The organism is Litorimonas taeanensis (assembly GCF_003634015.1).
GTDB lineage: Bacteria > Pseudomonadota > Alphaproteobacteria > Caulobacterales > Maricaulaceae > Litorimonas > Litorimonas taeanensis.
This window is the reverse complement of sequence record NZ_RBII01000002.1, coordinates 613,304-638,912: the sequence shown is the minus strand read 5'-3', so window position 1 is coordinate 638,912 and position 25,609 is coordinate 613,304. Positions and strand designations below refer to the sequence as shown.

Sequence of the window (25,609 nt, the reverse complement as noted above, 5' to 3'; positions counted from 1 at the left end):
TGTTTAATCTTCTTTGAATGCAGGTGGAAAAATTTTCCATTTTGGCAAAATGGTCAGAAGAATATCTCTTAATCGGTGCCAAACCACACCAAGCAAAACAATACTTGCGCCTAATAATATCAATGATGCAACGAGAACTCCACTAAAGCCTAAGCCCGTACCACCCATTAGATAAATCAAAGAGAAAGCCGCATAACCAAGCGATGAAACGATCATTCCGCGGCGATTTATAGCCAGACCGATTAAGGCGATGATTCCGACAAGGATTAGAACGAGAATAGCGTCAGAGCGGTCGATATCCACTATGGGAACAAAGCCAAATGCGATGTCTACTTTGTTTCGTATAGCACCAATGGCGAAGCCATGAATAATCATAGGGGCCGCAAGAAAGTGGAGCCAAAAGGCATTATCAGAAAACCGTGTCTTTCGCTGAAAGTCTTTGCTGTCATATATTAATGCAATGACGAAAATAATGGTGCCGCAAACCATTAAAACCACTCCCGTATGCACAGGCAAAGCGCCCGGCAAGCTATAACGGATAAGCGCGAAGACCAGATAAAGACTAGCGAGGGCAATGAGAGCAATACAAAATGGTAGGCGAATGAAGTAATAGAATAAACCCATCGCCGCTAATGTGAGGAGGGCGGCAATTGTTCCGCTTCCACCAAATAAAGCGCTAGCCCCCGCCTGCACAAATATAAGAAAAGCAAGCGCGAGAACTAAGGTTGGTAAGTGGGCGCGCTTACGACGTCCAAAATAGAGCGCAAATATCAGGCAGGCTCCGGCCGCAAACCAATTAACAATGCCGCCACCTAAAAGATTAACAAGTCCAGCGGCACCGAGCCCCAATATACTAAGACCTATCGCCAGGAAGATATCAGAAAAGCGACGGAGAAAACGAAGGTTTTCCTCATCGCCAATGTGAGCTGTATCCCAATTTAACCTATCAGACGTTTGTTCCAAGGCGTCATGCATGGATTTGGCCTGACTCGCGGATATAATGCCGGCCTCTAAAGCTTGCTGAATTTGTGCGGCATTCATATGGCTGGTTTTTGTCATACGGCTTTCTTAGCCTGAAACGCTAAAAAAGAAAAATAGGATTAAGAGTCAGAATCCAAGCTCTCCAAGGTAAGGTTATTATTTGTGAAAACACAAATGCGATCAGCAATTTTCATCGCCTTTCTGGCTAATGTTTCCGCGTCTTCCTCATACTCATCCATAGCGATGGCCGCAGAAAGAGCATAATTTCCGCCTGATCCAATGGCGGTAATGCCGCCCTCAGGCTCTACGACATCGCCATTGCCAGTTAAAACGAAGGTTTCTGATTTGTCTGCTACAATCAACATAGCTTGCAGCTGTCTTAGATATTTGTCGGTACGCCAGTCCTTAGCGAGCTCAACACAGGCGCGGGCTAATTGTGTCGGGTATTGTTCGACCTTGGTTTCTAATCGCTCTAATAAAGCAAATGCATCTGCTGTTGCGCCAGCGAAGCCCGTCAGAATTTTCTCGCCTGCAAGAGTGCGCACTTTACGAGCATTTCCTTTCATGACGGTATTACCCGCGCTCACTTGGCCGTCGCCGACAATGACGACTTTTCCATTCTTTCGGACGGTTAAAATTGTTGTGCCGCGCCATTGAGAAGCGTCGGCATAATCATATTGATCGGCCATAAAAGATTTTCCTAATATCAGCTTTTAATGAAGCTTAGAGATGGGAAGCCTTTAAGGGCGCGTCAAGGCTGGCCGTTCAGGTGAAAAACCATCAAAAAAAAGCAAAAGGATGGATACAAAATCAATGGTTATTCGTGCTGATTAAAGGAGCCCGCCCCCGAGGATGAAGTTGGGGCCTTTACCTTTAATTCGGCGATTCTTTGAGGAACAACTAAATCATAGGGTTGAGTCACATAATCAGGGGCTTTGAATTTGTTATATATATCTCGGTGAAATGTAGGCATACCAAACTTATCAGCCGTTACGGGCATATAGGTTATGTGAATAGGCAAATGCTCTCCGAGATAAAAGCGTTCGCGTTCTGCTGAATTTAGGGTCTGGTTAAATGCCTCAGTATCAATTTCTGAATCTAAATTTGTAATCCAGTTTGCCATAGAGACTGGGTCTTCAAGGCGTATACAACCCGCACTAAAAGCCCGCATATCCCGCGCGAATAAGTGCTGCATGGGGGTTGCATGCATATAGACAGCATGCCGGTTCGGAAAGATGAATTTCATTTGACCAAGCGAATTGTGAACACCGGGCTGTTGCACCATTTGAATTTTACGGCTGATGCCGGCTTGATTCCAATCTACAGTGAGAGGGTCTAATTCACCGCCTGTTTTCCGGCTATAGATTTTATAATGATGTTCTGCGGCGTAGTTTGGATTTTTTTTCAGCTTAGAAAGCATTTGCCGTTCGACGACACTGGTGGGTAAGTACCATTTAGGATTCACAACGATATATTCAACTTCATCAGAGAATGAAGGCGTTTGTGTGTCCTGTGTGCCAACTATGGTTCCCATGGAAATTGATTTTTTACCATGAGCCCAGCCTTCAACGGTGAAGGAAGGAATATTGGCCCAAATATAATTTTCATGTACCGAAGCATTGAATTGCGACAGGGCTCGCCACGCATTCAAAGTGTCCTCAATCTGCTTTATTTTAGAGTCAGCGCTTTCATTCATCACTCTTAAGGTCATTGACCCAATAACACCGTCTATATTCAGACCGTGATGTTTTTGAAACGCCCGAACGCCGCTTTCTAACTCTGTGTCATAGAGCTCCAAGTTTTGTAAAGGGTCGTTGTTGTGTCCAGAGGTGAAGACTTGCACCCCATCGACAACATTCGAGACAACAGTCAGGGATAAAAACCCTTCATCCTTAAGTCGTTGGCGTATCGCTGGGATTAAGAGAGAATATTGGCCAACTTCGATAGGGCGGTGAATAACTGGAAGGGCTTTCCATCCGCCTTGGTGCGCTTTATTTGTATATAACCCTAAAGCTCGGCGTAAGTTTTCATATTGCGGGGCTTGAGGGGCAAAGACATTCATTTCTAATAATGGATCTTTACCCGCCGCCTTTTTTAAACGCTGAGAAACTTGCTCTGCATTTGACGAATTTTCCATATCATATGAACGGCCTGACAATTCTAAGGCCAAGTTTAACCAAAGAATTGTTAAATGTAGATCTGCCATTGCGCGTTCAGCCGCCGAGCGGCTTTCAAAACGTGCTTGAATAAGGGCTTGAATTGATTCGTTTGATACAGAGGGCTTCAGTCCGTGACTTTTAAAAAATACAGGTAGCGCATTGAGCTTTTCTGCGGCTCCGCGTTTCCATAAAGGCGAGTATCCAGCTTGCTTATAAACTTTTAGGGCAGCGTCTATCCTGCCTTTTGAAAGCCCACTTTTTAAAAAAATATCTTCGGCATTATTCTGGAGGTGACTTTCAACCACCCCAGAGATTTGAGCATGTTGCGATGTGTCTTGTGTTACAGCGGTTTCAGTGAGCGCCGCGGCAGATACCAGCGCACTATAAGCCCATAGATTGATGCTGATAGCCAAAGCGCCGAATAATCGGTAGTTTGAAAATGTACTATTTTTAAGGGCCATCGATATTACCTTGTTGCAAGGCGGCAAATCTCTTTAGGCACCTTAACAGGTTAAAAGTAACACTTATTAACCATAATACGAGTCTTTAAGTGATATGAATTTCATAGATAATATCGGCGATTATGGGCAAACGGCATATTTAAAGCGGCTTTGCTTCATCAATTAACATTATCGGAACGCCCTCACGAACCGGAAAGGCTAATTTTGCTTTTTTGCTGATTAATTCCTTGGTGTCAGAATTATAAGTTAACGGCCCACCTGTTTTTGGGCAGACAAGAACATTTAGCATTTTTGGATCAACTAAAATGTCAGCGTGGCTTGAGGTGTTCATATCATACCTATGGTTTTGGCTTGTCAGTTTAACCTATTGCGTCTTGGGCGCGTTAGGGCCTTCACCGCCCGCATATAAATGCATAAGGCCGATAAGTAAGCGCCGCCTTTCATCCGTCGTAACGGCTTCGATGAGAGACTGTTTGTCCTCGGGTTGAAAGGGCGAAATCATGGCGGCTTGATTGATTAAAACGGGCAATGGAATATCAGAGAGGCCTTGCCAATCGACTTGTACCCCTATTTTTTTGGCCAAAGCCTTCATTGCAACTGTCAGTGCTGAACGCTCTGTTCTTCCACCTTCTGACAGGCTTTCTGTTGTCCGTTTTGCCCCGTGAATATCTGCATCTTGATCAAAGCTAGAGAAATCAACTTTAGCTTGGCGATAAGGGGCCGAGCTTTCAATATCAGCGCCAAGCTTAAAGCGCTTTAAGCCCTTTAATACGATTAAATAGCGCCCGTCATCTGTCTCTGAGAATTGAATAATGCGGCCGAGCCCACCCACGGGGGCCAGACCGGCCTTGGTGCTTTGAATCATGCCAATTAATCGATCGCCCTTAAGAGCATCATCAACCATATTTAGATAACGTGGCTCAAAAATATTCAATGGCAAATCACAGGCTGGTAATAATACGGCTCCGTTTAAAGGAAAGAGCGACACCGTTTCTGGTGAAGTTCTTCGGGCTAGTGATTTATAATAAGCGCTCATGAATTATAATGTTATGCAAATAAGATTGAGGAAAGCTCACGGCGACCATTGATAGAGACCTCTGATTGAGGGCCTTCCGCTTCGAATATTGTCAAAAGGAAAAGCCGAGCAGCTTCGTCATTATGGGCTCTGTTTTTACGAATAGAGTATAAAAGCTGCTCAACGGCCTGTGCATTGCGTCCTGTTGCGGCATAGGCTTTAGCAAGCTCTAGCCGCGCATCAAGATTGTCTGGGTTGTTTTCGACAGATTGTGCCAGTTCGAGTGCAGGGTCTTCCGCGTCTGGCTCAGGGGCGGCCTCAATGAGAGCTAGCTTAGACCGAATGGCTGCGATTTCCGGATGATCCACGAGGGAAACTGGGGTGTTAGAGATTAGCTCTGCTGCGCCAATGTCATTGCCAGAATCTAAATTGATTTGGGCAAGCCCTGCACGGGCAGAGGGGTTTGCCTCATCAAGACTCAGAGCTTGAGCATAATCTTGAGCGGCGCCGCCAATATCTCCTGCAGCCAGACTATCACGGGCCCGCTCTACGAGGCTTTGTGCTTCCGCAGATGGGTCCACCTCCCCTGCCAAGCGGCCTATGAACTTATCAAGTTCTGATTCTGGCTGTCCGCCCATAAACCCGTCCACAGGCTTTCCATCTTTGAAAGCAAAAACAGCAGGAATAGAACGCACTCCCAATTGACCTGCAACGCCAGGGTTTTCGTCAATGTTAATTTTAACCATCTTAACTTTACCAGAGACACCTTTAACGGCTCGCTCAAGTGCTGGCATAAGTTGTTTACAGGGACCGCACCAAGGCGCCCAGAAATCTACAACGACAGGCGTTTCTTTCGAGGCTTCAACAACATCAGCCATAAAAGCCATATCAGACGAATCTTTGATAATATCCGCAGTCATATTGGACGCTGTATCAGAAGATGGTGTGTTCATTATGTTCCTTTCAACCCAGAGGGCTATCTTCGTTCAAAGCCTTGAAGTCGATAACCGTGGGTTCGTGGTTCAAGGCTTTGGCGAATTTCAGTATATCCTTGGTGTAAATGGCGGTGCTGGCGGTGTTTCGCAAGGGGTGAAACCAAACACGTTCATAAGAAAAAAGCGCTTTATCGAGTACTAATCTCACTTCACTCCCCATATCATTGATAATGGAAAACAGTGTCACTGAACCTGGCTTAACCCCAAGCTTTTCTATCAGAGCTTCTGGTTTTCCAAATGAAAGACGTTTTGTGCCCAGAGGCTTATGGAGACGATTGAGTCTGATTTGTGTATCATTCACTGCACATATCAGAACATAAGCGCCGGCCTTGTCCTTTAAGAACAAATTTTTTGTATGCCTCCCGGCCCGACTCTTACGCTGGCCCTCACCCTCTGCGACAGTAAAGATTGCCGCGTGATTGTGTGTTTCCGTTACAATATTAAGAGATTCTAGCTGAGAAAACAGGGCTTGTTCGCGTGATGACGTCATAGGAAAAGCGCTAGCGTGCTAAGTAAATGAAGGCGAGTAAAAAAACTGCATCAAATCGCTTGAAATGCCTGAAAAAGGGGGTATATAGCGCAACTTCTGCCGCACAGGGTCTTTCATGATCTTGATACGCAAAATATGAGCGGGCGTAGCTCAGTGGTAGAGCATCACCTTGCCAAGGTGAGGGTCGTGGGTTCGAATCTCATCGCCCGCTCCATTTTTTTACACAAAGCCAACCCCTTGCCGATGCGAGAAATGGCTTGTGGCTTTAGCATTATTGATTTTTAAGGTTACGTCATCGCTACTCAAACATAGCTATGGGCAAACCATAGGGGCCTCTGGAAAGAGCCTAGATAACGAAAATTATAAAGATTAGAGTCATTACCGCCAGGGCAATGATCATCGACAAGGTCAGTATAAGGTTTACGCCTTCTTTACGACCACCTTTGGCATCGACTTCATCAATATGTGTCTTTTCACTATTTTCTAAATTCAATTGGGACATTCTAACTCTCCTCAAAGAAGGTTTTGGCAAGGATAATACCCACAGTTACGCCAGCTAATGAGGAAACGAGCGGATATTCATTCACTTGCTTCAACAAGGATTGGACGATGGGGTCTTGTTTGGCGCTCTCGGGTAAAAGCGAGCCTATTGGATCATTGTTGAGCTCATTTTCAAAAGCTGCAGGCTTTATTCTCTTGGGCCAGTTCAAGATAATCCAGAAAAGGCCTGAAAGCCCAAGAAGAAATAGACCAGCAAATATAAAGCTTACCTCATACCCGTAATGTGAAACGCTCCATATAAAACTACCTGTGAAAACAAACACAGCGCCAAGAGCCATTAAGCCATAAACAAAGGCAAACCCAGCCAGTCGTTTGGCTGGGTTGCGATGTGGCACCTTCAAAAGGTAAGGCGCAAGAAGCGTTACATATTTCAACATATGATTATCGGCGTGATAGAGCCCCAAAGAGAACGCCAGCGCCCACCGCAATCGCAAGTGAGGTTAAAGGTTTCTCCCGAATTCTTGTTTCGGCCTTTGCAGCAATTTCTTCGTAACGCGCTTTGGCAAGGTCGGCCGTTTCAGAGGTTGCGCCCTTAACTGTGGCTGTTTTTTCAGCAATTGATGTTTTTGTTTGGGCCTTAATGGTCTCAGCAAGAGTAGCAACATCAGCGCGTAGGGTCTCTAACTGTTCCGGAATGTCTTGTTTAATTGAAACAACATTTTTCTTAGTCGCCATGGTAATCTCCTTATTCATTTTCCGCGGCATCTATGAGAAAGCTCACTGCCGCTTAGTTACGAAAGAACAACGAAAGCTTAGGCTTAATGTTCCCAAATAATTTGGAACACTTTCACGTTGCAGGAATTCTCTTTGTATAAAACAGGAGAAAATCTCATGACTAATCTACGTTCTGACGACACGCTCACATATCAGCAATTCGACAACCCTTCCGATATTGTGGATGCCTCCACGCTGAGTGCTGAGACAAAAGAGGCTTTGCTAACGCAATGGGTTGAAGACGAAGAAGCCCTAACGAGGGCGTCTAATGAAGGTTTGAATGGTGGAGAGCGCCCACATTTAAGAGCCGCGCAAGCGGCCTTGTTAAAGCTTAAAGAAGGTTAGGGCCCGACATCATGGTAATGAGAGAGATTACTCTCGACTATATGAAAGCAGGGAAAGCTTCCCTGCTTTTTGTTTTAAGAACCAATAGCTTCTTGGATAGGGAATGAAATCTCAGCCAAGAAACCGTTTTGGGTTGGGCCAATCGTCGTTTTTCCTGACAATTGCCGGGCAAACCCCTTCATGAGTTTTATGCCTGTACTCTGAACAATTTTTTTATCGACGAAGGTACCGCTATCCAAGACAGAAATTGTAATTTCGCCTTCGGTTTTTGTATTTGAAACGGTAATAGTTCCGCCTTCAAATTGTGCATGTTTTATGGCGTTTGATATGGCTTCAACGATAAACAAGGCCACGGGAACAGCAGCATCTGGCGTAAACTCTAATTTCTCTAGAGATAGCTTCACCTCTATGCCGAGATTTGCCATATCAAAACTGATCACTAATTCAGAAATCAAACGTGACAAAAAGTCTTGCATGTCAATGACGCTGAGGTCTTCACCTTCGTAAAGTCCCCTATGAACAAGTGCGATTGCATTTATTCGGCTCCGCGTGTCGTGAATGGCCTCTATCATATCATGATCGGAAAGTTTTCTTTCCTGAATGTTCAAAAGTGAAATGATAATTTGTAGGTTGTTTTTCACGCGATGATGTATCTCGCGTAGTAAGGTTTCCTTCTCTTTTAGGTTTTCTAAAAGACGTAATTCACGCTCACTAATATTTTCAGCCATCGTATCAAACGTATTTGAAAGGGCTGCAATTCGAACTGGCGCGCGTTCTAAATTCCCAATGCGCGCATCCATATCGCCCTTGGAAAACAAGCGCGATGTTCTTTGAATGACACGAAGATGAGAAAAGACAAGCCGTTCAATAGAGGCCCAAATAGATAGGTAACCAATAAGCCAAACGACGAGGGCCACAATGATGTAGAGGTTGTTTTGCAGGCGTGTTGCCATAAACAAGGCAAAGAGGAGTATTGGGAAAAGCGCAATCGCCAATATTACGCCAAACCTTATGCGTAAGTCCGTCATCTTTCGAAGCGTCGAAATTCAAGACCGCTAGGTGCCTTGAGGGTCATAATGTTAGGAATTTGAAAGATTGTCAGCCTCTTCTAAAATTTCATTCATAGCATTTAAGGCACTGACTTCATCGGCCTCGGTCTTAAAATCAGCATTATCCATGATGATTTCAAGGTTTTTTCGGGCGCGGCTTACGCGGCTCTTAATTGTACCAACGGCACAGTTACAAATTTCAGCGGCTTCTTCATAGGTCAGGCCTGACGCACCGACTAAAATCAGCGCTTCTCTCTGATCATCTTTCAAACTATCGAGGCCGCGGCGAAGTTCATTCAGCTGCATAGACTTTTCTTGATCAGATTGCGCAACAATCGTTTGTTCAGCGACTTCTTGATCAAGAGATGTAGCGCGCCAAGAGCGGCGTTTGATAGAGTAAAATTGATTGCGTAATATCGTGAAAGTCCAAGCCTTCAGATTAGAGCCGGGTTTAAATTTTTCACGAGCCTTCCAGGCTTTCAACATAGCGTCTTGCGCGACATCGTCGGCAAGGGTTGCATTACCGCAAAGCGAGCGTGCAAAGGCCCGTAAATGGGGAATTAGCTCAGTGAGCTCTTTTCGAAACTGATCTTCGTCCAAGGGAGGCCAAGGCGTTGTATCATTCGGGTCGTATGGCGTCGTACCGGAAGCGGTCATTATTGACTTTCTTGAAGCGTTAAGCCTCAGTTATTTCTTTGTATCTGCTTGTTGTAAAAGTGAGAGAAATTCTTCTGGGATTTCCTCTTGAACGACATCGTCATATATCTTTTTCAGATTTGTCCCGATTTTGTCTCGCAAAGGCTGGCTCGCGAAACTATTTCCGGACTTTGTCAGTTGGAAATCGTCGTCTTTTTTCTTATTTGTCATTTCGGCCTCATTGATCCCTAGATTTTTTAATACGCATGGGAACTAAAAGGGTTCCAAAGGCGTTTGACAATTATATATATAAATAAACCGTGATTTCAGACCCATTTGCCCCTGCAAAATGGGTAGAAACAAAAAGAGAGCCTATTTATGAGCCTTGTTCAATCTTTTGCCCCGCATCTACCCTATTTGCGCCGATTTTCACGGGCGTTAACAGGCAGCCAATCTGCTGGAGACACATATGTACGTACGGCTTTAGAGGCTTTGGTCGCGGGAAATGTACAAATTAGTGCGGATGAAGACCCAAAATTAGCTTTGTTCAAAATGTTTTTGGGGATTTGGAATTCATCTGGTGGGGTTCTAGAGACAGATGGTGAGGAGAAAGAACAATCTCCTTCAGCTCGCATCCGAAAGCTTACACCGGCTTCTAGGCAAGCTTTCCTCTTGAGCGCGCTTGAGAGTCTAAATCTTGATGAAGTCGCTTATGTCATGGGGCTTTCCAAAGATGAGGCGGCGGCTCTTTTAACCGAAGCGGAAGCCGATATTGAAAAAGAACTGCGTACAAATGTGTTAATCGTCGAAGATGAGCCGATTATTGCTGCGGATATTGAGGGCTTAGTAGAAGAGCTGGGTCACACTGTCGACAGTATTGCGGCCACTCGGACGGAGGCTGTCAAAGCGGCGGCTCGAAAAACGCCCGGAATTGTTCTGGCTGATGTACAATTGGCAGATGGCAGCTCAGGTATAGATGCTGTCTCTGATATTTTGGATGAACATGCTGTACCCATTATCTTTATTACAGCTTTTCCCGAAAAATTACTGACAGGCGATAAGCCAGAGCCCGCATATTTGATTAGTAAGCCATTTAATCCAGAGAATGTGAAAGCCGCCATAAGTCAGGCGCTCTTTTTCCATAATCCGTGATTTCACACCCCTTTACTCCACAGACCTGAATTAATGGCATAAGGGAACATTGCTTCAACCTTCTGAATAAGGCATCAGCTTGACTGAATGAAATTTAGAAGGGGCCGCGATTTTACGCGCGTCATTATCATGTCAGGACAAAACGATCTTCTGGTCTCTATTCGCCAAATTACGCGCGCAATTGATCTGAGCTCAAAACGCTTAGTAAAGTCAGCAGGGCTAACGGCCCCGCAACTCTTGGTCTTGCAAACTCTAAGCCTTGATAAACCGACGAAACCGTCAGAAATTGCGAAAGATGTTTATTTATCTCAAGCCACAGTCACGTCGATCGTAGACCGCCTCACAAAAGCGGGCCTCGTTAGGCGAGAAAAAAGCGACGCAGATAAGCGCGTGGTTCATTTATTACTGACAGAAGCGGGTCATGAAAGACTCTCTGGGGCTCCGCCCTTATTGCAAGAGAGCTTTACGCATCAATTTGAAGCGCTGAAAAGCTGGGAAAAAACGCTTTTACTCTCTTCCGTTCAGCGCCTAGCAGAAATGCTAAACGCAGAAGAACTGGATGCGGCCCCTATTCTAGAAGTGGGTGACCTGACCAAGCCGATTTAACGCATTACCGTACGGCTTTGATCCTCATGTGGACTGTCCCACTGAAGATGCCGTTCATTTAACAAAATCAAATTATCCGCGCCAATAAGTGTAGCGTGGGTTTGATAGCCTAAGAGCTGTTTTGCCGGCATGGTTGGATTGGTGGCAAGCACCATCGTTTCTTCTGCGGAAAAATTGCTGAGCCCGCGCGCAATCTCTTCTCCTGCCTCACTATAAATGTGAACGACATCCCCTTTTAAATAAGTACCTTGGATGGATAAAACATTGTCTCTCAAAATGGGTACGGCTTCAGAGGCTAATTGGTTTACGGTTTCATTTGAAACCACAATGCTTCCGGCCATTTGAAGGCGATCTGTTAGCCATGCTGTCCAAGATGAGGCAGGTTTTTTATGCGCTGTACAACGCGTATGTTTTCTTTCGCCTAATAAAACAGAGGATACAGGATGTTCACATTCTCCATTTGCGATTAATGTTGTGCAGCCTGCATTTTGCGCCATATTTGCGGCTTGCATTTTCGTAAGCATCCCGCCCGACCCCAATTCGGACGTACCTGTTGTCACGGCAAGATATTGACTCACATCATCAACGACTTCGACTAATTTGGCGTCGGGTTCGCTTGGGTTTTTATCGTATAACCCATCAATACATGTCAAAATAACAAGATGATCAGCTTGAACCATTTGGGCGACCTTAGCCGCGAGGCGGTCATTGTCTCCGACGCGAATTTCTTCGGTGGTGATTGAATCGTTTTCGTTAACAATAGGCACTACGCCAGATTGCAAGAGACGGTGAATAGTATTCTTTGTGTTTAAAAAACGTTTGCGCTCTTCCATGTCGCGAAGCGTTACCAAGACCTGAGCAATGTTCATCTGAAATTCAATGCCGATTTGCTTATAAGCATTCAATAAAAGCGGCATTCCGCAAGCGGCGGCGGCTTGCTTATCGCGTAGCCCTGCTGTTTCAGGTGTTTCATCAATCATCCGCAGACCAAGCGCAACAGCGCCTGAAGAGCAAAGGATAATTTCATAGCCTTGCTCGCGCAATTGACTCATATCCTCTAAAAGCCTCTGGATGAAGCCCCAGCGAGGTGTTAGCAATTCAGCATTCGCCAAGAGGCTGGAGCCGATTTTTATGACGATACGTTTTTTGATAGGCAAAACATTCTCCTTCAATATGGAGTGGCCCTTAACGCTACGAGGCTTGAATATCAAATAGTTTGAACACAAATCATTTTTTTAGTGCAAATAAGTATTAAAATGCCATTTATTTGGCGTAAATATGACTAGTGACCGAAATATAGTTTGAATGCTAATTACATGAAGGGTATGGCACCGCATGAATTTTAAAACGAAACACTATCAAGCCTTAATGATTGGTTGTGGTAAAATGGGTGGGGCTTTATTGCGCCAGTGGATCCGTTCAGAGGCTGTACACTATACTGTGGTTGATCCCACTTTACCTGAACTTCCTAATGGGGTGGTAGGGTATGATAATGCCGACGCGCTTAAGTCAAAAAAATTCGACATTATAATTATAGCGATTAAGCCCCAAATGGTTGAAACGATTTTGCCTGACTATGCAAATCTACTCTCAGAGGACGGTTTTGTTATATCAATGGCGGCGGGCTGTTCTGCCGAGAGATTACAGACGGCTTTGAAAACGCGAGCGATTATCCGTATCATGCCAAACCTGCCATCCTTTATTGGTAAAGGGGTTGCAGGGCTTTATGCCTCGCCAGAGTGTTCAGAGGCCCAGAAGGCAGTGTCTTTGGACATGATGGAGCTCGCGGGGACAGCTGTAAAGGTAGACAGCGAAGATGGGCTCGACCGCATAACTGCTATTGCGGGCAGCGGCCCGGGTTATGTATTTGAGTTTGCGCGAACCTATGTAGAAGCGGCAGAGAGCTTAGGCTTTTCAAGGGAGCAAGCGCGGGCTCTTGTGTTAGGCACGATAGTCGGCACCATTGAAATGGCGATGGATTCTGATGACGACCTTGAAACTTTAAGGAATAATGTCACCAGTAAAAAAGGAACAACAGAGGCAGGTCTAAAGGCGTTAAATGCAGATATGGGCCTCAGCCAAAAATTAAAACAGACTGTCGATGCCGCGTATAATCGCGCCATTGAACTTCGATAAGGAATTAGGATTACCTGTTATGACACTCACAAATACAGACGTGACAGATCATATCATGAGGCTGGGCGAGCAAGCCAAAGCCGCTGCGCGGGCTTTGGGCTTGGCATCGACGGATACAAAAAATGCCGCTCTTATTGCTTCAGCGAAAGCCTTGCGAGAGAGCCTGCCTGTTTTGCTGGCTGCCAATGATAAAGATGTTCAAAGCGTGATGGGGAAAAAACCGGATGCTTTTATTGATCGGTTAAAGCTGACTCCAGACCGCGTTGAAGCCATGGCAAGCGCTTTGGAGCAGATTGCAGCACTTCCAGACCCTGTCGGCCGAAAGCTCGCGCATTTTGAGCGGCCAAATGGTTTGAACATTGAGCGTGTGGCTGTACCGATTGGCGTTATTGGTATGATTTATGAATCGCGCCCAAATGTCGGCGCGGATGCGAGCGCGCTTTGTTTGAAGTCAGGCAATGCCGTTATTTTACGCGGCGGTTCAGAGAGCCGGCATTCCACCGAAATTATTGTAGAGGCCATGCAAAGAGGCCTTGCTGAAGCTGGGTTACCCGCTCATGTGGTTCAGGCTGTTGGCACAACAGATCGTTCAGCCGTAAAGGCATTATTACAAGCGGATGATTATGTGGATTTAGTTATTCCTCGGGGCGGCCGTGGCCTTGTGGAGCTTGTCGCAAATGAAGCCAAGGTTCCCACGCTTCTTCATCTAGATGGAAATTGCCATAGCTATGTACACCACGCTGCGGATATTGATAAGGCGGTTAAAATTATTACGAACGCCAAGCTACGCCGAACGGGTGTTTGCGGTGCAACAGAAAGCATTGTGATTGACCGCAAGATTGCGACCGTTATTTTACCAAAATTGACCGATTCATTGAAGGGGTGTGAATTAAGAGGCGATGCGGAAGCGGTCTCTTTAGAGCCCCGTTTGACCTTAGCCACAGAAGAGGATTGGTCTACGGAATATCTTGATTCAATTGCCTCTGTTAAATTGGTTGAAAATTTGGATGAGGCCTTGGCTTTTATTTCTAAACACTCGTCTGGTCATACGGACGCGATTATTACAGAAGATAACGAGGCGGCTCGCCGCTTTTTGTTGGCCATAGACAGCGCGGTGGTTATGCATAATGCTTCTACGCAATTTTCCGATGGCGGCGAATTTGGTATGGGCGCCGAAATTGGTATTGCAACAGGTAAAATGCATGCCCGGGGCCCAGTGGGCCTCGAACAATTGACGAGCTTTAAATATTTAGTGCATGGCACAGGTCAAACGCGCCCATAAATTTAGAAGAGATTAAACCTATATGACAATTAACCCCTTCGAGATAATTTCACTATCGGCCTATTTTCTATTAATGATGGCGATTGGATTTTACGCATATCGAAAATCCACAAGCGATGTTTCTGAATATATGCTCGGAGGGAGAAAGCTTCACCCTGCCGTCGGGGCCTTGTCTGCTGGGGCCTCTGATATGAGCGGATGGATGCTTATGGGGTTACCCGGGGCGATTTTCTTGGGTGGTTTTAGCGCGGCTTGGATTGCCGTCGGACTGACAATCGGGGCTTATTTGAATTATCGTTTCGTTGCGCCGCGCTTGCGCCTTTATACCGAAATGGCCGACGACTCGATTACTATTCCAGATTATTTTGAAAACCGTTTTAAGGATACATCACATGCTCTGCGGCTAATGTCAGCCTTGGTTATCATTATTTTCTTCACGCTTTATACGTCTGCGGGGATCGTAGCGGGCGGAAAATTATTTGAGGCATCATTTGGCCTAAACTATCAACTCGGCCTATTTATCACAGCGGGTGTCGTTTTGGCCTATACGGTCATTGGGGGTTTCCTTGCCGTTAGCCTAACGGACTTTGTTCAGGGGTGTATCATGTTTATCGCGCTTATTTTGGTACCAGTCGTGGCCCTTATGGCAATGGGCGGTTTTGATGCGGCAAAAACAAGCGTGCTGACAGGATTTACCTCAGGGGAAAATATAACAGCGACAGCGCAGGAATATTTTTCTTGGACACAAGGTATTACAGTCATGGGTTTCATATCACTTATGGCTTGGGGGCTCGGCTATTTTGGTCAGCCACATATTATTGTGCGTTTCATGGCTATTCGTACGGTCAAAGATGTCGCTTTGGCGCGCTGGATTGGGATGTCATGGATGGTTGTAACTGTTATTGGGGCTGTGTTGGTGGGTTATATTGGTCTGGCGTATGTGCAGGCGAACGGCTTGCAGGACCAATTATCTGATCCAGAGACTATTTTTATTTTATTGAGCCAGACTTTATTTCATCCCCTTATTTCAGGCTTTCTGCTGGCTGCAATTTTAGCCGCGATTATGAGCACTATATCGTCACAGCTTTTAGTCTCTTCCAGCTCGTTAACAGAAGATTTGTATAAGACATTTCTACGGCGTGAAGCCTCTCAGTCAGAGCTTGTTCTTATTGGCCGTTTAGCGACTGTTTTGGTTAGTCTCGTGGCCATATTCCTAGCATTTGATCGGTCGAGTAATATTTTATCTTTGGTCTCTAATGCGTGGGCTGGTTTTGGCGCGGCCTTTGGACCCGTCATATTATTAAGCCTTTATTGGAAAGGTCTAACGCGTGACGGCGCTTTGGCAGGTATGGTTACAGGGGCTGTGACGGTTCTGCTCTGGTTATATTTGCCTATAACAATTGGCGGCGCGAGTTTATCATCCGTGCTCTACGAAATTGTACCCGGATTTATTATGGCGACGCTTGCGGCAGTAGGTGTAAGTCTTTGGGGACGTTCAGTTAAAAAGCCTGTGGCCAAAGGTTTTGCAGAAATGGAAGTGGCTATAGCGGAGCAAGAATAAGCCGCTAGAGGCCTGCGCTTTAAAGCAAGGGCCCAGCGAGCCTTAGAATGCGTTCTTTCCACTTTTCTATCGGTTTTCGCTTGGCCCAAATGTCAGCATTAATAAGGCGACTTTTCTCAAGATATTCATTCATTTGCGCCGCTAAGGCTTTGGCAAACTCTTTATCATAGGCGCAGAGCGTGATTTCTAAATTTAGATAAAAGCTTCGCATGTCCATATTCACAGTCCCTACAAACGAGATTGAATCATCGATTAAGATGGCTTTTGTATGCAGCATACCGCCCACAAAGCGGTATATTTGAACCCCAGCCTCAAGCAGAGTGCTAAAATTGGCTTGCCCTGCATATCGTGCCATTCGGCTGTCAACGCGGTGAGGTAATATAAGCTCCACAATTAAACCGCGCTTTGCGGCATTAGATAAAGCAAGGACGATGGCTTCATCAGGAACGAAATAAGGCGTCACAATTGTAATTTTTTTCCGTGCGCCAAATATAGCGGAAACAATAACTTCATAAATAAGGCTAGAGCGCATTTCAGGGCCAGAAGGTAATATCTGAAAAATTGCATCTCTTTTATATTGTTTTGATTTGGTATCTTGGGGGAGGTCGTGCAGGTCAGAATGTTGAAAATCAAAACCCACGTGATCAAAGATATAATCTGTATTAAAAACACAGGCGAGTGACGAGACGGCGTGCCCCTCAACCCGCACAACAAGGTCTATCCACTGCCCGACCCGACTTTCCCGTTTGAAGAAATCAGGATCGATTAGGTTAAAGCTACCTATATAGCCAATCTTTTGGTCAATGACGATAATCTTGCGGTGGTTCCTTAGATCCGTACGTTTAGAGAAAGACTTTAAGAGACCAACAGGTAAGGATCTTACGACAATAACGCCTGCCTGCCTTAAAGTTTGTGGCCAATGAGATTTGAAGAAATCCTTGCTGCCAATATCGTCGGCTATAATTCGACAATCAACGCCGCGTTCGGCCGTGCGGCATAGGGCTTCTAAAACTTCACAAACTTTTCCGTAGGGTTCGATTATGTAAAACTCTAGATAACAATGGTTTTTTGCCAGCTCTATGTCCTGTAAAAGCGCGTTAAAAAATCCGTCCGGCGTACTGATAAGGACAGATCGGTTTCCAAAAGAAGGTAAAAACCCTGTTTCCGCTGTAATGATTTGAGAAAGCTCTCTGAAATAGGGAGAGACTTTAAGCTCTAGGCTCTTATGGACATCAGCATTGATTTTATAGGCGTCTTGGAAATGGTTTCGAATATTGGGACCGAGTTTAATACGCTTTCGGCCCAGTCTATGATCCCCAAAAACAAAATAGAACAATAGGCCAATAATAGGGAAGGCGGCGATAACAATAATCCAAGCCAAAGTCGTTGGAACGGCTAACCTTCGGGCAATTACCCTAAGCCCAAACACCAATACCAGGATGATATGCAGAACGGCTGTGACTTGAATTTCAAACATATTTAACCCGCCCTAAAGTCATTATACGCTTGGTTGAACAAAGCGTTCACTCATGCGTATATAAATTATGCAATTAAAGTGTCTAACATGGAATATTCAGGCAGGGATTGGCACCAAAGCCTATTATCAATATATAACACAGTGGCGGAGACAATTACGTCATACATCTCACAAAGACAGAACTCTTGCTCAAATAGGAGAGATTATTTCAGGATATGATTTGGTCTATTTACAGGAAGTTGATTTAGGGGGGCGGCGGTCAAATTTTCTATGCCAAGTCGATCAATTAAAACGTTATTCAAAAGCGCCCTACATGGCCCTGCAAGAAAACCGTAAAATTGGTAAAGTGTCTCGTCATGGAAATGCACTGCTTTCTAAGTTTGAAATCGGAGATCAAGAAGACATAAAGTTACCAGGTAGCCGAACGGGACGCGGGGCTATGATTGCGTTGATTAAAGCCGAAAAGCCATTCTATGCCGTCAATACACACCTTAGCTTGGGGACGGCTGATCAAATTGCCCAGATGCAATATTTGTCCGAGAAAATCCCCCGAGACCACCCATTTATTTTGATGGGGGATTTAAACTGTCAGACGAGGTCACTGCCTATAGAATATTTCAATGCGGCTCGAAATTCTGTTAACCTAACATCAGAGCAGCATAAATCTTATCCGAGCTGGTCACCTCGGAAAGACTTTGACCATGTCATTATTGGGCCCGTCTCACAGATTGGCTTGCAATCTAAATTAAAGCGAACTTCAAATGGAGAAGGGAGCGCGGCAGAGGTTTTAGAAGAAATTCATTCTGACCATCGGCCCGTTGAATCCATCATCCATATTTAGCGAGTTAAAATAGAGATGATTAATCCAGTAAGCCGTCAGCGAGTGCATTCTTTAATTTGAATTTGTCGACAACCTTGTTGGTTCCCATTCGGCGACGGTCTCTTAGATGAGGGCCGTTTATGTCTTTTGAAATGACAACAATAGGGACGTTAAAGGCGCGTTTCTGAAGCTGAGGGATAGATTCAGCGGATGTTATGCCGTTTCCCAACTTATCGTCGAGAAGAATATAATCCACCCCTTGCTTAGACAAATAATCCTGCGCATCACTAATGGATGACGCATAGCCTAATTCAAAGCCGTCATTATAACGATCTTTCAATAGGAAATTGACAAACATGAACTCAAGTTTGTCATCATCTACGAGCAGTAAGCGTTTCATTTTATAAATCCTAACGCACCTATTCTATTTGAACAGGGTTTCTAATGTGTAAATTAAACGGCCATAGAAACGATAAGTCAATTAAAGCTTTAATGTATACGGGGTTACAGACGTCTGGGTTCCACCTTTACAGACATTATAAAAGAAGGCTGTTCAAGTTTTCGTGTTAAAGCAATTTTAACTAAAACTATAGAGCAAGTTTTAATCTCATGAAATTATAAGGGCTGCAGGGATAACTTAGGCCTCGGATCAATGTGACGGATACCCGGAATATTTGGTCGCTTTGCCCCGCCGCCATAAGTTGCATTCTCCCTTTAGTGAAAGCGATATGTTTTTCACAGAGTGCTCAGAAATTTTAGTCTCAAGCCTGTCAGTAGGACGGGTGGATGTGCCGGAAGGCACGATAGATATATGCACCTATTATCAACACGCGATTTTGCGTGACGATATCCTTATGCGCTAAAATTTGCGCCGATCCATCGGGTTCGCGCCAAAACTTCCAAACTTAATAATTTTACGGTGGTTGCGGCCACCTCAACCTAATGATCGCTCTGAAAGGAGTCTAATATGTCTAATCGTTATAAAACAGCTTTCGTGGTATGCGCCGCTTTGCTTTCAACGACTATCGCGACCAGCGCACACGCTGAAAACGCTTTCAATAAATTTCCTCTAGAGAAGGGTGTTGCTCAGACTGAGTGGGTTCACGCTTCGAATTACGTCGAGCCTGTTACAACAATCAAATTGTCTTCAAAATCAAAGACACGTATCAAACGTGTGGTAAAGCCTGTACCCGCAAAGCCTACGAACCGTATCGCTTTTGTCACAGAGCAGTCTTCTGTTATGTTGACTGATGGCTTTAACAAAATGAGCCCATCAGAAGGCGGATCAAAAATGGCAACGCCTGTTTTTATTGACAATAACGCCAAACGCGCCCGTTAATATGAGGCTTTAAAAGCTTGAGCGGCTATTGCATCACCCCACCTACCTGATAGCCGCTCTCCCTAAAGTTGATTTTACGTGCGTCACGCGAGAACATCAACAATAGTCATAATTCGCTAACTCAATGTTAGCTTGTATAATGTAAATTCCACCCCAAAAACTTTACTATATCATATTTTCTTAGGATTTGTATGCTAGGCTATCGATTCGGGTAGGGATTACTTTCCTTCGCGAGGATCAAATGCCCGATAATGCTGCCATCAGGATAAAAAATATGAGCTCTGCCAATAAACTCGCTGATATACTTCTGGTTGAAGATAATGAGGGTGATATTGAGCTGACGCGAGAGGCTTTTGAAGATGCTCGCCTCAGGAATACGCTCCACATTGCCGAGGATGGCGGTAAGGCATTGGACTTTCTCTTTAAACGCAATGGGCTCGAAGATTCACCCACTCCAGATATTATTCTTCTCGATTTGAATTTGCCGCGCGTGAGTGGCCGTGATGTGCTTCACGCCATTAAAAATGATGAAAATTTGCGCCGAATTCCGACAATCGTTTTAACGAGCTCAGAATCAGATCGCGATGTATTTGAAAGCTACGACCTACAGGCAAATTGCTATATCGTTAAACCTGTCGACGCGATAAAATTTATGGACGTCGTTCAACAAGTCGAAAATTTCTGGGTTGATATTGTTTGTTTGCCTTCTGTTGAATAATGACTGACGCAATCCCCCGCCCTGAATTAGAAATTGAAAGTCTAAAATCCGAGCTTGAGGCTTTGACTGAAGAGTTTCAAGACTTTGCTTATATTGTCTCGCACGATTTGAGTGGCCCATTACGACATGCTGCAGGTTTTGCGGAAATGGTACTCAGTAACAACCGTGACACGCTTGACGAAAAATCAAAAAGACACCTTAATCACATCATTACTAGTGCCCATTCAGGGCGTGAAACTTTGGAACAGCTACGGGAATATTCTCGCTTAAACACGCGTGAACAAGTGATAGAAGACAATGTCGAAAGTGCTGAATTAATCAACACGGCCCAAACTGAACTTGCGGCGTTAATTGAAACGCAGCAGGCCGAAATTCACTATGATACATTACCCATCATTACCTGTGATAAAACTCGCCTTTCCTTGGTGTTCAAAAACATCATTGAAAATGGTCTGACCTATCATAATGGGCCTCATAAGCCCGTGATTGAGATTATTGGCCATGAAGGAGAGGATTATTGGACATTTACCATCACAGATAATGGGATGGGCGTGCCTAAAAAGAATGAAAAAGACATCTTTAGAGTGTTTCGCCGCGCCGTAGAAAATGAAGATTTCCCAGGTGAGGGTATGGGTCTACCCTATGCCAAAAAAGCTATACAGAAGCATAAGGGGCAATTGTGGTTAGAGAAAACGTCTGAGAACGGTTCTACTTTTTGCTTTACGATTTCAAAACACCTCATGACTGAAACCTAAGTTAGGCTCATATCGCCCAGCCATTCTCTGTCTCTATAATGTCTGTTAAGGGGCTATCGGCGCAGCTGGGTTTGTGTTTTCTTTTTGCAGTGTGAAAGTGAAGGTTGCCCCTTGGCCTTCTTCAGAATTTACCCATATATCTCCCCCATGCCGCTCGACAACTTTTTTGCAAATTGCCAAGCCAATGCCGGTGCCTGCATATTCTGTGCGGCGATGTAGTCTTTTAAAGACGTCAAATATCTGGTTTTGGTATTTTGCCGAGATTCCAATCCCATTATCACTAATTGATATTTGCCAGGTCTTTTCTAATTCAACCGCCGAAATGTCTATTTTTGGTGTTGCGCCTTTGGCTTGGTATTTGAGTCCATTATTTATGAGGTTTTGAAACAGCTGGTAAAGCTGTGTTTTATTCCCTTCAATGAACGGGAGAGGTTCAGAAGAAATGACGCCCGTTTGTGGTTTAAGTAAGCCCTCCGTATTATCCTTGATAAGGCTTACAATTTCATTGAGGTCAACTCGTTCGATTTTTTCCGTCGACTGATCAATTTTTGAATAAGATAAAATATCTTGTATCAAAATTTGAGCCCGTTCAGCGCCATCCATAATAAACGTAAAATACTTATCGCCTTTAGGGTCCTTTGTTAGAGCTTCACCCATATGGGTCTTTAATTTTTGAGAAAAGCTCCGTATCATCCGTAAGGGCTCTTGGAGATCATGCGAGCAAATATAAGCAAAATGTGTGAGTTCCTCATTAGAATAGGCAAGCCTATCTAGGAGTTTATTTTTCTCATTTTCTCGCATCGTCAAAGTATGTTTTTGACGTTCAAGTATACGGTTTTTCTGACGCGAAATTAAAAACGAATAAATTACAAAGCCAAGTAAAAGAGAGGTCAAAAGTCCACCAATAAATGTCACAAGTGCAACATGAGAGTGATGTTCGCTGACAAAATGTTCCTTAGCGCCAATGGCCACAGTCCATTTTCGTTCTAGCAGAGAAATAGAGGATTGATTGTGCCACCGTGTATTAAAGCTTTCAAACCCCGGGGTTTGGAAAACCGTTTTACCAGAATCAGAAACATGTAAATCAAAGCTCTCGGCGAATTCATCCGGTAGGTATGACGAGATGAATGAATCAGTGTTGTAAATAGCAACAAGAAACCCGCCAAAGTTTTGATCTATGAAGAGCGGGATGTAAATAATCATGCCGCGATACCCTTGAACCAAATCAAGAGGCGGCGTGATAGTGGTTTTACCTTTTTGCGCAGAGTTTACCAAGGCTTTGCGGCGCTCTTCTTCGAAGGCAATATTAAGGCCTAACGCGGCTTCATTACCAGCCATCGGTTCTATCCAGCGGATAATATAGTCTTCATCCACCCATTCTAAAGCATTGAGGGCTTCAAAATCAGTAACGTAATTTTGGGCATCATCTTGCCATTGTTCAAAAGGCGTTCCGCCGCTTGATTCCCAACGATCAGCCATACGTTGAAGCGCTAATATGGCTTCTGAAATGTGATTGCCAACACCTTGATTGATCAAGGCAACTTGTTCATCAAATGCTGTTTGTATGGTTTGAGTGTCTCGTCTTTCGAATTCTTGATACAAACCAACCGTGAGAATGAGAGAAACAAGCGTTACGATTAAGGAAATAAGGAGCGGAAATTCCGTTTTAATGCGATATGAATTCTGCGCAGAAATAGACTATCTCTTAGAAATTGATTCGAGCTACTTAGATATTGTTATAGCGCAATCCTTGATAAAGTCTGATTTTTTTGAGCCCAGAGACGGCGCAAATGCGTTAAATCATAGAGGCGCAGTATTGCGAAAAGGTGATTTCGCTCATAGGTTGGGCTGTGGCGTGGATTCATATTAAATCGCATTGGACATTATGGCTTATAACATTGGTTATATTCGGCCTATGGTCGAGCCCTATTATTGTTCCCGTCAAAATTTTCATTGTGTTCCTGCATGAGTTTTCACACGTTTTAGCCACGTGGTTGACAGGCGGAAAAGTCATGGCGCTATCTATTTCAGCGCAACAAGGCGGAGCTGTCACGTCGCAAGGTGGCAATAGTTTTATTATTGCCTCAGCAGGTTATCTCGGCTCGCTCATTCTTGGTGCAATGATATTTATATTGGCCCTGCGTGCCCAAATAGATAGGTGGGTAGTTGCTTGTCTAGGCGGTATTATGTTGATCTTGACCCTCTTCTATATTCGAGACCTATTTTCAGTTGCCTTTTGCGTTGTCGGGGGTCTCTTATTTTTATCAGCCGCTTTGTTCTTAAGCCGAACTATTAATGACATTCTCCTTCGCGTGATTGGTCTGACTAGCATGGTTTATGTACCATTCGATATATTCAGTGACACATTACAGCGATCGCATTTACGTTCAGATGCACGTATTATCGCTGAAACAATGGGCGGGCCTACTCTTTTTTGGGGAGGTCTGTGGTTTGTTCTCAGTCTTATCGTCATATATTTTGTACTGCGAGTGAGCTTGAGAACACCAAGTACTCTTTCACCCTCAGATAGAGCTTCAGCCTAAATAGAAATGCGGAGACCGCTATGCGACAACTGAAATCGATGCTTTTATGTTTTGCCGCTGCGTTCATTCCGAATACTGTCGCCGCGCAAGAAGTCGTTGATGCTAAGCTCATTAAAGCAGGCCATATCATAAATGTCGAAACAGGACGAGTTACGGCGCGGCAATATATCTATGTCGAGGGTGATCGTATCAAAGATATCGGACCGCTGGCAGAATTAAGCAACAAAGACTTGCCAGAGACGGCTGAGCAAATAGACCTTTTAAACTATACGCTTCTGCCCGGGTTAATGGACAGCCATGTACATTTAATTGGGAATGCTAATCTACACGGATATAACAGCCTAAAGGAATCCACACCATCAGCAGCCATACACGGGGTTGCCAATGCGAAGACAACGTTGATGGCAGGCTTTACCACAGTACGAAATTTGGGCGCACCGGGTTTCGCTGATATTGACTTGATGAACGCTATTGATGATGGAACGGTGCCTGGCCCGCGAATTATTCCTGCGGGTCGCTCCTTGGGTATTACGGGCGGGCATTGTGATAATAATTTGTTACCCTTTGAAGCGAAAGTAACGGCGGGCGGCGTTGCCGATGGCCCTTGGGCTGTCCGCGCAAAAGTTAGAGAAAATAATAAATATGGCGCAAAGGTTATTAAATTTTGCGGAACGGGCGGTGTGCTCTCAAAGGGTACAAAGATCGGCGCTCAGCAATTCTCATTTGAAGAGATGAAAGCCATAGTGGATGAGGCTGATTTACTGGGCCTTAAAGTTGCCGTTCATGCTCATGGTGAAGACGGCATCAACACGGCGATTAAAGCGGGTGTCGATTCTGTAGAGCATGCGAGTTTCATTTCTGATGAAGGTATTCGTTTAGCCAAAAGAAATGGGACATATTTGTCTATGGATATCTATGTGTCGGATTATATTTTGTCAGAAGGCGAAGCGGCTGGGATATTAGAAGAGAGCTTGGCGAAAGAACGCATCGTCGGGAAAAAACAAAGAGAGCGCTTTAAGGCAGCCGCAAAGGCTGGAGTGAAAATGGCGTTTGGAACGGATGCAGGGGTATACCCACACGGGCAAAATGGACGCCAAATGCAATATATGGTGGATTGGGGACTTTCGCCCATACAGGCTATTCAGGCAGCTACAATAAATAATGCCACCTTATTTGGTGTTTCCGAAGAGACAGGCTCTTTAAATGCAGGGAAATTCGCCGATATCATTGCAGTCGGCGAAAACCCATTAGAGAATATGAAAGCCTTGGAAAAAGTGGACTTCGTCATGAAGGGCGGCGTTGTTTATAAAACGGCGCCTTAATTGTTGCCAATAGAATTGGGTATAGCGCCGACTACCACTCCCCAATATTTTCCATACTGGCCCAAGGTTCTTGTGGCGCCAATCGTTCACCTTTTTGTAAAAGTTCTATCGAGATATTATCAGGCGAACGAATGAAGGCCATGTGCCCATCGCGCGGAGGGCGATTAATCGTCACGCCGGCTTTTTGCAAGCGTTCACAGGCGGCATAAATATCATCTACTTGATAGGCAAGGTGACCAAAGTTCCGGCCACCTGAATAGGTTTCTCTCACACCGTTTTCGTCGGGCCAATTGTAAGTGAGTTCTAACTCGGGTGATTTCGTGTCTTTTGCTGTGTTCTCATCTGAGGGCGCGGCCAAATAAACAAGCGTAAAACGGGCTTTTTCGACATCAAAACGCCGTGTTTCCACGAGGCCCAAGGCCCCGCAATAAAACTCTAGGCTGGCTTCTAAGTCTTCAACGCGCACCATAGTGTGTAAATATCGCATAAGGT

30 protein-coding genes and 1 tRNA gene are annotated in these 25,609 nt (G+C 44.8%); 13 read left to right on the top strand and 18 right to left on the bottom strand.

The features are described 5' to 3' along the window. Positions 1 to 3: 3 nt before the first annotated feature. The 7 genes from DES40_RS11010 to DES40_RS10980 form a co-directional block, all read right to left on the bottom strand. Positions 4 to 1,059 (bottom strand): hypothetical protein, encoded by a 1,056-nt coding sequence (locus tag DES40_RS11010; RefSeq protein ID WP_121102078.1) that lies wholly within the window; start codon positions 1,057 to 1,059, stop codon positions 4 to 6. Between the two features lie 41 nt (positions 1,060 to 1,100). Next, the gene (gene hslV, locus DES40_RS11005) at positions 1,101 to 1,670 is read right to left on the bottom strand and encodes an ATP-dependent protease subunit HslV (RefSeq protein WP_121102075.1); all 570 of its coding nucleotides are present in this window, start codon (positions 1,668 to 1,670) and stop codon (positions 1,101 to 1,103) included. 128 nt (positions 1,671 to 1,798) lie between these two features. Next, a complete protein-coding gene (locus tag DES40_RS11000; protein ID WP_121102072.1) occupies positions 1,799 to 3,601 on the bottom strand; it encodes a L,D-transpeptidase family protein in 1,803 nt (600 codons plus the stop codon). A 139-nt stretch (positions 3,602 to 3,740) separates the two neighbouring features. Then, the gene (locus DES40_RS10995) at positions 3,741 to 3,932 is read right to left on the bottom strand and encodes a Trm112 family protein (protein ID WP_121102069.1); all 192 of its coding nucleotides are present in this window, start codon (positions 3,930 to 3,932) and stop codon (positions 3,741 to 3,743) included. Between the two features lie 33 nt (positions 3,933 to 3,965). Further along, a complete protein-coding gene (locus tag DES40_RS10990) occupies positions 3,966 to 4,637 on the bottom strand; it encodes an LON peptidase substrate-binding domain-containing protein (protein ID WP_121102066.1) in 672 nt (223 codons plus the stop codon). 11 nt (positions 4,638 to 4,648) lie between these two features. Then, positions 4,649 to 5,569: a thioredoxin gene (gene trxA, locus DES40_RS10985; RefSeq protein ID WP_121102064.1), complete on the bottom strand. Its 921-nt coding sequence runs from the start codon at positions 5,567 to 5,569 to the stop codon at positions 4,649 to 4,651. Positions 5,570 to 5,579: 10 nt separating this feature from the next. Further along, positions 5,580 to 6,101, bottom strand: a complete 522-nt coding sequence (locus tag DES40_RS10980; RefSeq protein ID WP_121102061.1) for a prolyl-tRNA synthetase associated domain-containing protein — start codon at positions 6,099 to 6,101, stop codon at positions 5,580 to 5,582. Positions 6,102 to 6,240: 139 nt separating this feature from the next. Between DES40_RS10980 and DES40_RS10975 the strand changes: the two genes are divergently transcribed. Next, a tRNA-Gly gene (locus DES40_RS10975) sits at positions 6,241 to 6,315 on the top strand. A 132-nt stretch (positions 6,316 to 6,447) separates the two neighbouring features. Here DES40_RS10975 and DES40_RS13250 read toward each other — a convergent pair. Genes DES40_RS13250 through DES40_RS10965 form a run of 3 tightly spaced genes read right to left on the bottom strand, consistent with a single transcriptional unit; the run spans position 6,448 to position 7,337 of the window. Further along, positions 6,448 to 6,603, bottom strand: a complete 156-nt coding sequence (locus tag DES40_RS13250) for a hypothetical protein (RefSeq protein ID WP_170144969.1) — start codon at positions 6,601 to 6,603, stop codon at positions 6,448 to 6,450. A gap of 1 nt (position 6,604) precedes the next feature. Beyond that, positions 6,605 to 7,039 carry a hypothetical protein gene (locus tag DES40_RS10970; protein ID WP_121102057.1) on the bottom strand — a complete coding sequence of 145 codons (435 nt, stop codon included), beginning with the start codon at positions 7,037 to 7,039 and terminating at the stop codon, positions 6,605 to 6,607. Between the two features lie 4 nt (positions 7,040 to 7,043). Continuing rightward, on the bottom strand, positions 7,044 to 7,337 hold the full coding sequence (locus tag DES40_RS10965; RefSeq protein WP_170144968.1) for a DUF883 family protein: 294 nt from the start codon (positions 7,335 to 7,337) through the stop codon (positions 7,044 to 7,046). Between the two features lie 156 nt (positions 7,338 to 7,493). Between DES40_RS10965 and DES40_RS10960 the strand changes: the two genes are divergently transcribed. Further along, positions 7,494 to 7,721 (top strand): hypothetical protein, encoded by a 228-nt coding sequence (locus DES40_RS10960; RefSeq protein ID WP_147405900.1) that lies wholly within the window; start codon positions 7,494 to 7,496, stop codon positions 7,719 to 7,721. Positions 7,722 to 7,795: 74 nt separating this feature from the next. Here DES40_RS10960 and DES40_RS10955 read toward each other — a convergent pair whose 3' ends face one another. The 3 genes from DES40_RS10955 to DES40_RS10945 are packed head-to-tail and all read right to left on the bottom strand — an operon-like array spanning position 7,796 to position 9,637. Continuing rightward, positions 7,796 to 8,749 (bottom strand): sensor histidine kinase, encoded by a 954-nt coding sequence (locus tag DES40_RS10955; RefSeq protein WP_121102048.1) that lies wholly within the window; start codon positions 8,747 to 8,749, stop codon positions 7,796 to 7,798. Positions 8,750 to 8,800: 51 nt separating this feature from the next. Beyond that, positions 8,801 to 9,427 (bottom strand): sigma-70 family RNA polymerase sigma factor, encoded by a 627-nt coding sequence (locus DES40_RS10950; RefSeq protein WP_121102045.1) that lies wholly within the window; start codon positions 9,425 to 9,427, stop codon positions 8,801 to 8,803. A 30-nt stretch (positions 9,428 to 9,457) separates the two neighbouring features. After that, positions 9,458 to 9,637, bottom strand: coding sequence for a NepR family anti-sigma factor (locus tag DES40_RS10945; RefSeq protein WP_121102042.1), 180 nt, complete (start codon positions 9,635 to 9,637; stop codon positions 9,458 to 9,460). A 147-nt stretch (positions 9,638 to 9,784) separates the two neighbouring features. Here DES40_RS10945 and DES40_RS10940 point away from each other — a divergent pair, with 147 nt between their 5' ends. Together DES40_RS10940 and DES40_RS10935 are read left to right on the top strand one after the other, a co-directional pair. Further along, the gene (locus DES40_RS10940) at positions 9,785 to 10,558 is read left to right on the top strand and encodes a response regulator (protein WP_121102039.1); all 774 of its coding nucleotides are present in this window, start codon (positions 9,785 to 9,787) and stop codon (positions 10,556 to 10,558) included. Between the two features lie 87 nt (positions 10,559 to 10,645). After that, entirely contained in the window at positions 10,646 to 11,164 is a 519-nt protein-coding gene (locus DES40_RS10935) for a MarR family winged helix-turn-helix transcriptional regulator (RefSeq protein WP_233345582.1), read from the top strand. Here DES40_RS10935 and proB read toward each other — a convergent pair. Continuing rightward, the gene (proB, locus tag DES40_RS10930) at positions 11,161 to 12,321 is read right to left on the bottom strand and encodes a glutamate 5-kinase (protein ID WP_121102945.1); all 1,161 of its coding nucleotides are present in this window, start codon (positions 12,319 to 12,321) and stop codon (positions 11,161 to 11,163) included. The genes DES40_RS10935 and proB overlap by 4 nt on opposite strands. Positions 12,322 to 12,499: 178 nt before the next feature. Between proB and DES40_RS10925 the strand changes: the two genes are divergently transcribed. The 3 genes from DES40_RS10925 to putP are packed head-to-tail and all read left to right on the top strand — an operon-like array spanning position 12,500 to position 16,143. Continuing rightward, positions 12,500 to 13,300 carry a pyrroline-5-carboxylate reductase family protein gene (locus DES40_RS10925; protein WP_170144967.1) on the top strand — a complete coding sequence of 267 codons (801 nt, stop codon included), beginning with the start codon at positions 12,500 to 12,502 and terminating at the stop codon, positions 13,298 to 13,300. 19 nt (positions 13,301 to 13,319) lie between these two features. Further along, a complete protein-coding gene (locus DES40_RS10920) occupies positions 13,320 to 14,582 on the top strand; it encodes a glutamate-5-semialdehyde dehydrogenase (protein ID WP_121102941.1) in 1,263 nt (420 codons plus the stop codon). Positions 14,583 to 14,604: 22 nt separating this feature from the next. Next, positions 14,605 to 16,143 carry a sodium/proline symporter PutP gene (gene putP / locus DES40_RS10915; protein ID WP_121102036.1) on the top strand — a complete coding sequence of 513 codons (1,539 nt, stop codon included), beginning with the start codon at positions 14,605 to 14,607 and terminating at the stop codon, positions 16,141 to 16,143. A 19-nt stretch (positions 16,144 to 16,162) separates the two neighbouring features. Here putP and cls read toward each other — a convergent pair whose 3' ends face one another. Next, the gene (gene cls / locus DES40_RS10910) at positions 16,163 to 17,620 is read right to left on the bottom strand and encodes a cardiolipin synthase (protein ID WP_121102033.1); all 1,458 of its coding nucleotides are present in this window, start codon (positions 17,618 to 17,620) and stop codon (positions 16,163 to 16,165) included. Positions 17,621 to 17,687: 67 nt separating this feature from the next. Between cls and DES40_RS10905 the strand changes: the two genes are divergently transcribed. Beyond that, a complete protein-coding gene (locus DES40_RS10905; protein WP_121102030.1) occupies positions 17,688 to 18,461 on the top strand; it encodes an endonuclease/exonuclease/phosphatase family protein in 774 nt (257 codons plus the stop codon). A 19-nt stretch (positions 18,462 to 18,480) separates the two neighbouring features. On the opposite strand, the gene DES40_RS10900 is transcribed toward DES40_RS10905, so the two are convergent. Continuing rightward, positions 18,481 to 18,840, bottom strand: a complete 360-nt coding sequence (locus tag DES40_RS10900; protein ID WP_121102027.1) for a response regulator — start codon at positions 18,838 to 18,840, stop codon at positions 18,481 to 18,483. Positions 18,841 to 19,407: 567 nt separating this feature from the next. Here DES40_RS10900 and DES40_RS10895 point away from each other — a divergent pair. The 3 genes from DES40_RS10895 (at position 19,408) to DES40_RS10885 (ending at position 21,252) form a co-directional block, all read left to right on the top strand. Continuing rightward, positions 19,408 to 19,779: a hypothetical protein gene (locus DES40_RS10895; RefSeq protein WP_121102024.1), complete on the top strand. Its 372-nt coding sequence runs from the start codon at positions 19,408 to 19,410 to the stop codon at positions 19,777 to 19,779. A 274-nt stretch (positions 19,780 to 20,053) separates the two neighbouring features. After that, on the top strand, positions 20,054 to 20,497 hold the full coding sequence (locus tag DES40_RS10890; protein ID WP_121102939.1) for a response regulator: 444 nt from the start codon (positions 20,054 to 20,056) through the stop codon (positions 20,495 to 20,497). Next, the gene (locus tag DES40_RS10885; RefSeq protein WP_121102021.1) at positions 20,497 to 21,252 is read left to right on the top strand and encodes a sensor histidine kinase; all 756 of its coding nucleotides are present in this window, start codon (positions 20,497 to 20,499) and stop codon (positions 21,250 to 21,252) included. The genes DES40_RS10890 and DES40_RS10885 overlap by 1 nt, the downstream gene beginning before the upstream one ends. A gap of 45 nt (positions 21,253 to 21,297) precedes the next feature. Here DES40_RS10885 and DES40_RS10880 read toward each other — a convergent pair whose 3' ends face one another. Then, positions 21,298 to 22,854 carry an ATP-binding protein gene (locus tag DES40_RS10880; protein ID WP_121102018.1) on the bottom strand — a complete coding sequence of 519 codons (1,557 nt, stop codon included), beginning with the start codon at positions 22,852 to 22,854 and terminating at the stop codon, positions 21,298 to 21,300. 224 nt (positions 22,855 to 23,078) lie between these two features. On the opposite strand from DES40_RS10880, the gene DES40_RS10870 reads away from it, so the two are divergent. Then, positions 23,079 to 23,795, top strand: a complete 717-nt coding sequence (locus DES40_RS10870) for a M50 family metallopeptidase (RefSeq protein WP_325051279.1) — start codon at positions 23,079 to 23,081, stop codon at positions 23,793 to 23,795. A gap of 20 nt (positions 23,796 to 23,815) precedes the next feature. Continuing rightward, complete coding sequence (locus tag DES40_RS10865) at positions 23,816 to 25,117, top strand: Xaa-Pro dipeptidase (RefSeq protein ID WP_121102012.1); 1,302 nt, start codon at positions 23,816 to 23,818, stop codon at positions 25,115 to 25,117. Positions 25,118 to 25,148: 31 nt separating this feature from the next. On the opposite strand, the gene DES40_RS10860 is transcribed toward DES40_RS10865, so the two are convergent. Continuing rightward, a complete protein-coding gene (locus tag DES40_RS10860) occupies positions 25,149 to 25,604 on the bottom strand; it encodes a lactoylglutathione lyase (protein WP_121102010.1) in 456 nt (151 codons plus the stop codon). Between the last annotated feature and the right edge of the window lie 5 nt (positions 25,605 to 25,609).

Bases quoted from the DNA above. Each gene is read 5' to 3' on its own strand.
- DES40_RS10905 (WP_121102030.1), top strand. From the start codon at position 17,688: ATGCAATTAAAGTGTCTAACATGGAATATTCAGGCAGGGATTGGCACC.
- DES40_RS10935 (WP_233345582.1), top strand. From the start codon at position 10,646: ATGAAATTTAGAAGGGGCCGCGATTTTACGCGCGTCATTATCATGTCA.
- DES40_RS10865 (WP_121102012.1), top strand. From the start codon at position 23,816: ATGCGACAACTGAAATCGATGCTTTTATGTTTTGCCGCTGCGTTCATT.
- DES40_RS10945 (WP_121102042.1), bottom strand. From the start codon at position 9,637: ATGACAAATAAGAAAAAAGACGACGATTTCCAACTGACAAAGTCCGGA.
- DES40_RS13250 (WP_170144969.1), bottom strand. From the start codon at position 6,603: ATGTCCCAATTGAATTTAGAAAATAGTGAAAAGACACATATTGATGAA.
- DES40_RS10920 (WP_121102941.1), top strand. From the start codon at position 13,320: ATGACACTCACAAATACAGACGTGACAGATCATATCATGAGGCTGGGC.
- DES40_RS10890 (WP_121102939.1), top strand. From the start codon at position 20,054: ATGAGCTCTGCCAATAAACTCGCTGATATACTTCTGGTTGAAGATAAT.
- trxA (WP_121102064.1), bottom strand. From the start codon at position 5,569: ATGAACACACCATCTTCTGATACAGCGTCCAATATGACTGCGGATATT.
- DES40_RS10940 (WP_121102039.1), top strand. From the start codon at position 9,785: ATGAGCCTTGTTCAATCTTTTGCCCCGCATCTACCCTATTTGCGCCGA.
- DES40_RS10965 (WP_170144968.1), bottom strand. From the start codon at position 7,337: ATGGCGACTAAGAAAAATGTTGTTTCAATTAAACAAGACATTCCGGAA.
- DES40_RS10970 (WP_121102057.1), bottom strand. From the start codon at position 7,039: ATGTTGAAATATGTAACGCTTCTTGCGCCTTACCTTTTGAAGGTGCCA.
- cls (WP_121102033.1), bottom strand. From the start codon at position 17,620: ATGTTTGAAATTCAAGTCACAGCCGTTCTGCATATCATCCTGGTATTG.
- DES40_RS10925 (WP_170144967.1), top strand. From the start codon at position 12,500: ATGAATTTTAAAACGAAACACTATCAAGCCTTAATGATTGGTTGTGGT.
- DES40_RS10900 (WP_121102027.1), bottom strand. From the start codon at position 18,840: ATGAAACGCTTACTGCTCGTAGATGATGACAAACTTGAGTTCATGTTT.
- DES40_RS11010 (WP_121102078.1), bottom strand. From the start codon at position 1,059: ATGACAAAAACCAGCCATATGAATGCCGCACAAATTCAGCAAGCTTTA.
- putP (WP_121102036.1), top strand. From the start codon at position 14,605: ATGACAATTAACCCCTTCGAGATAATTTCACTATCGGCCTATTTTCTA.
- DES40_RS10960 (WP_147405900.1), top strand. From the start codon at position 7,494: ATGACTAATCTACGTTCTGACGACACGCTCACATATCAGCAATTCGAC.
- DES40_RS10950 (WP_121102045.1), bottom strand. From the start codon at position 9,427: ATGACCGCTTCCGGTACGACGCCATACGACCCGAATGATACAACGCCT.
- DES40_RS10995 (WP_121102069.1), bottom strand. From the start codon at position 3,932: ATGAACACCTCAAGCCACGCTGACATTTTAGTTGATCCAAAAATGCTA.
- hslV (WP_121102075.1), bottom strand. From the start codon at position 1,670: ATGGCCGATCAATATGATTATGCCGACGCTTCTCAATGGCGCGGCACA.
- DES40_RS10860 (WP_121102010.1), bottom strand. From the start codon at position 25,604: ATGCGATATTTACACACTATGGTGCGCGTTGAAGACTTAGAAGCCAGC.
- DES40_RS10895 (WP_121102024.1), top strand. From the start codon at position 19,408: ATGTCTAATCGTTATAAAACAGCTTTCGTGGTATGCGCCGCTTTGCTT.
- DES40_RS10885 (WP_121102021.1), top strand. From the start codon at position 20,497: ATGACTGACGCAATCCCCCGCCCTGAATTAGAAATTGAAAGTCTAAAA.
- DES40_RS10955 (WP_121102048.1), bottom strand. From the start codon at position 8,749: ATGACGGACTTACGCATAAGGTTTGGCGTAATATTGGCGATTGCGCTT.
- DES40_RS10980 (WP_121102061.1), bottom strand. From the start codon at position 6,101: ATGACGTCATCACGCGAACAAGCCCTGTTTTCTCAGCTAGAATCTCTT.
- DES40_RS11000 (WP_121102072.1), bottom strand. From the start codon at position 3,601: ATGGCCCTTAAAAATAGTACATTTTCAAACTACCGATTATTCGGCGCT.
- DES40_RS10990 (WP_121102066.1), bottom strand. From the start codon at position 4,637: ATGAGCGCTTATTATAAATCACTAGCCCGAAGAACTTCACCAGAAACG.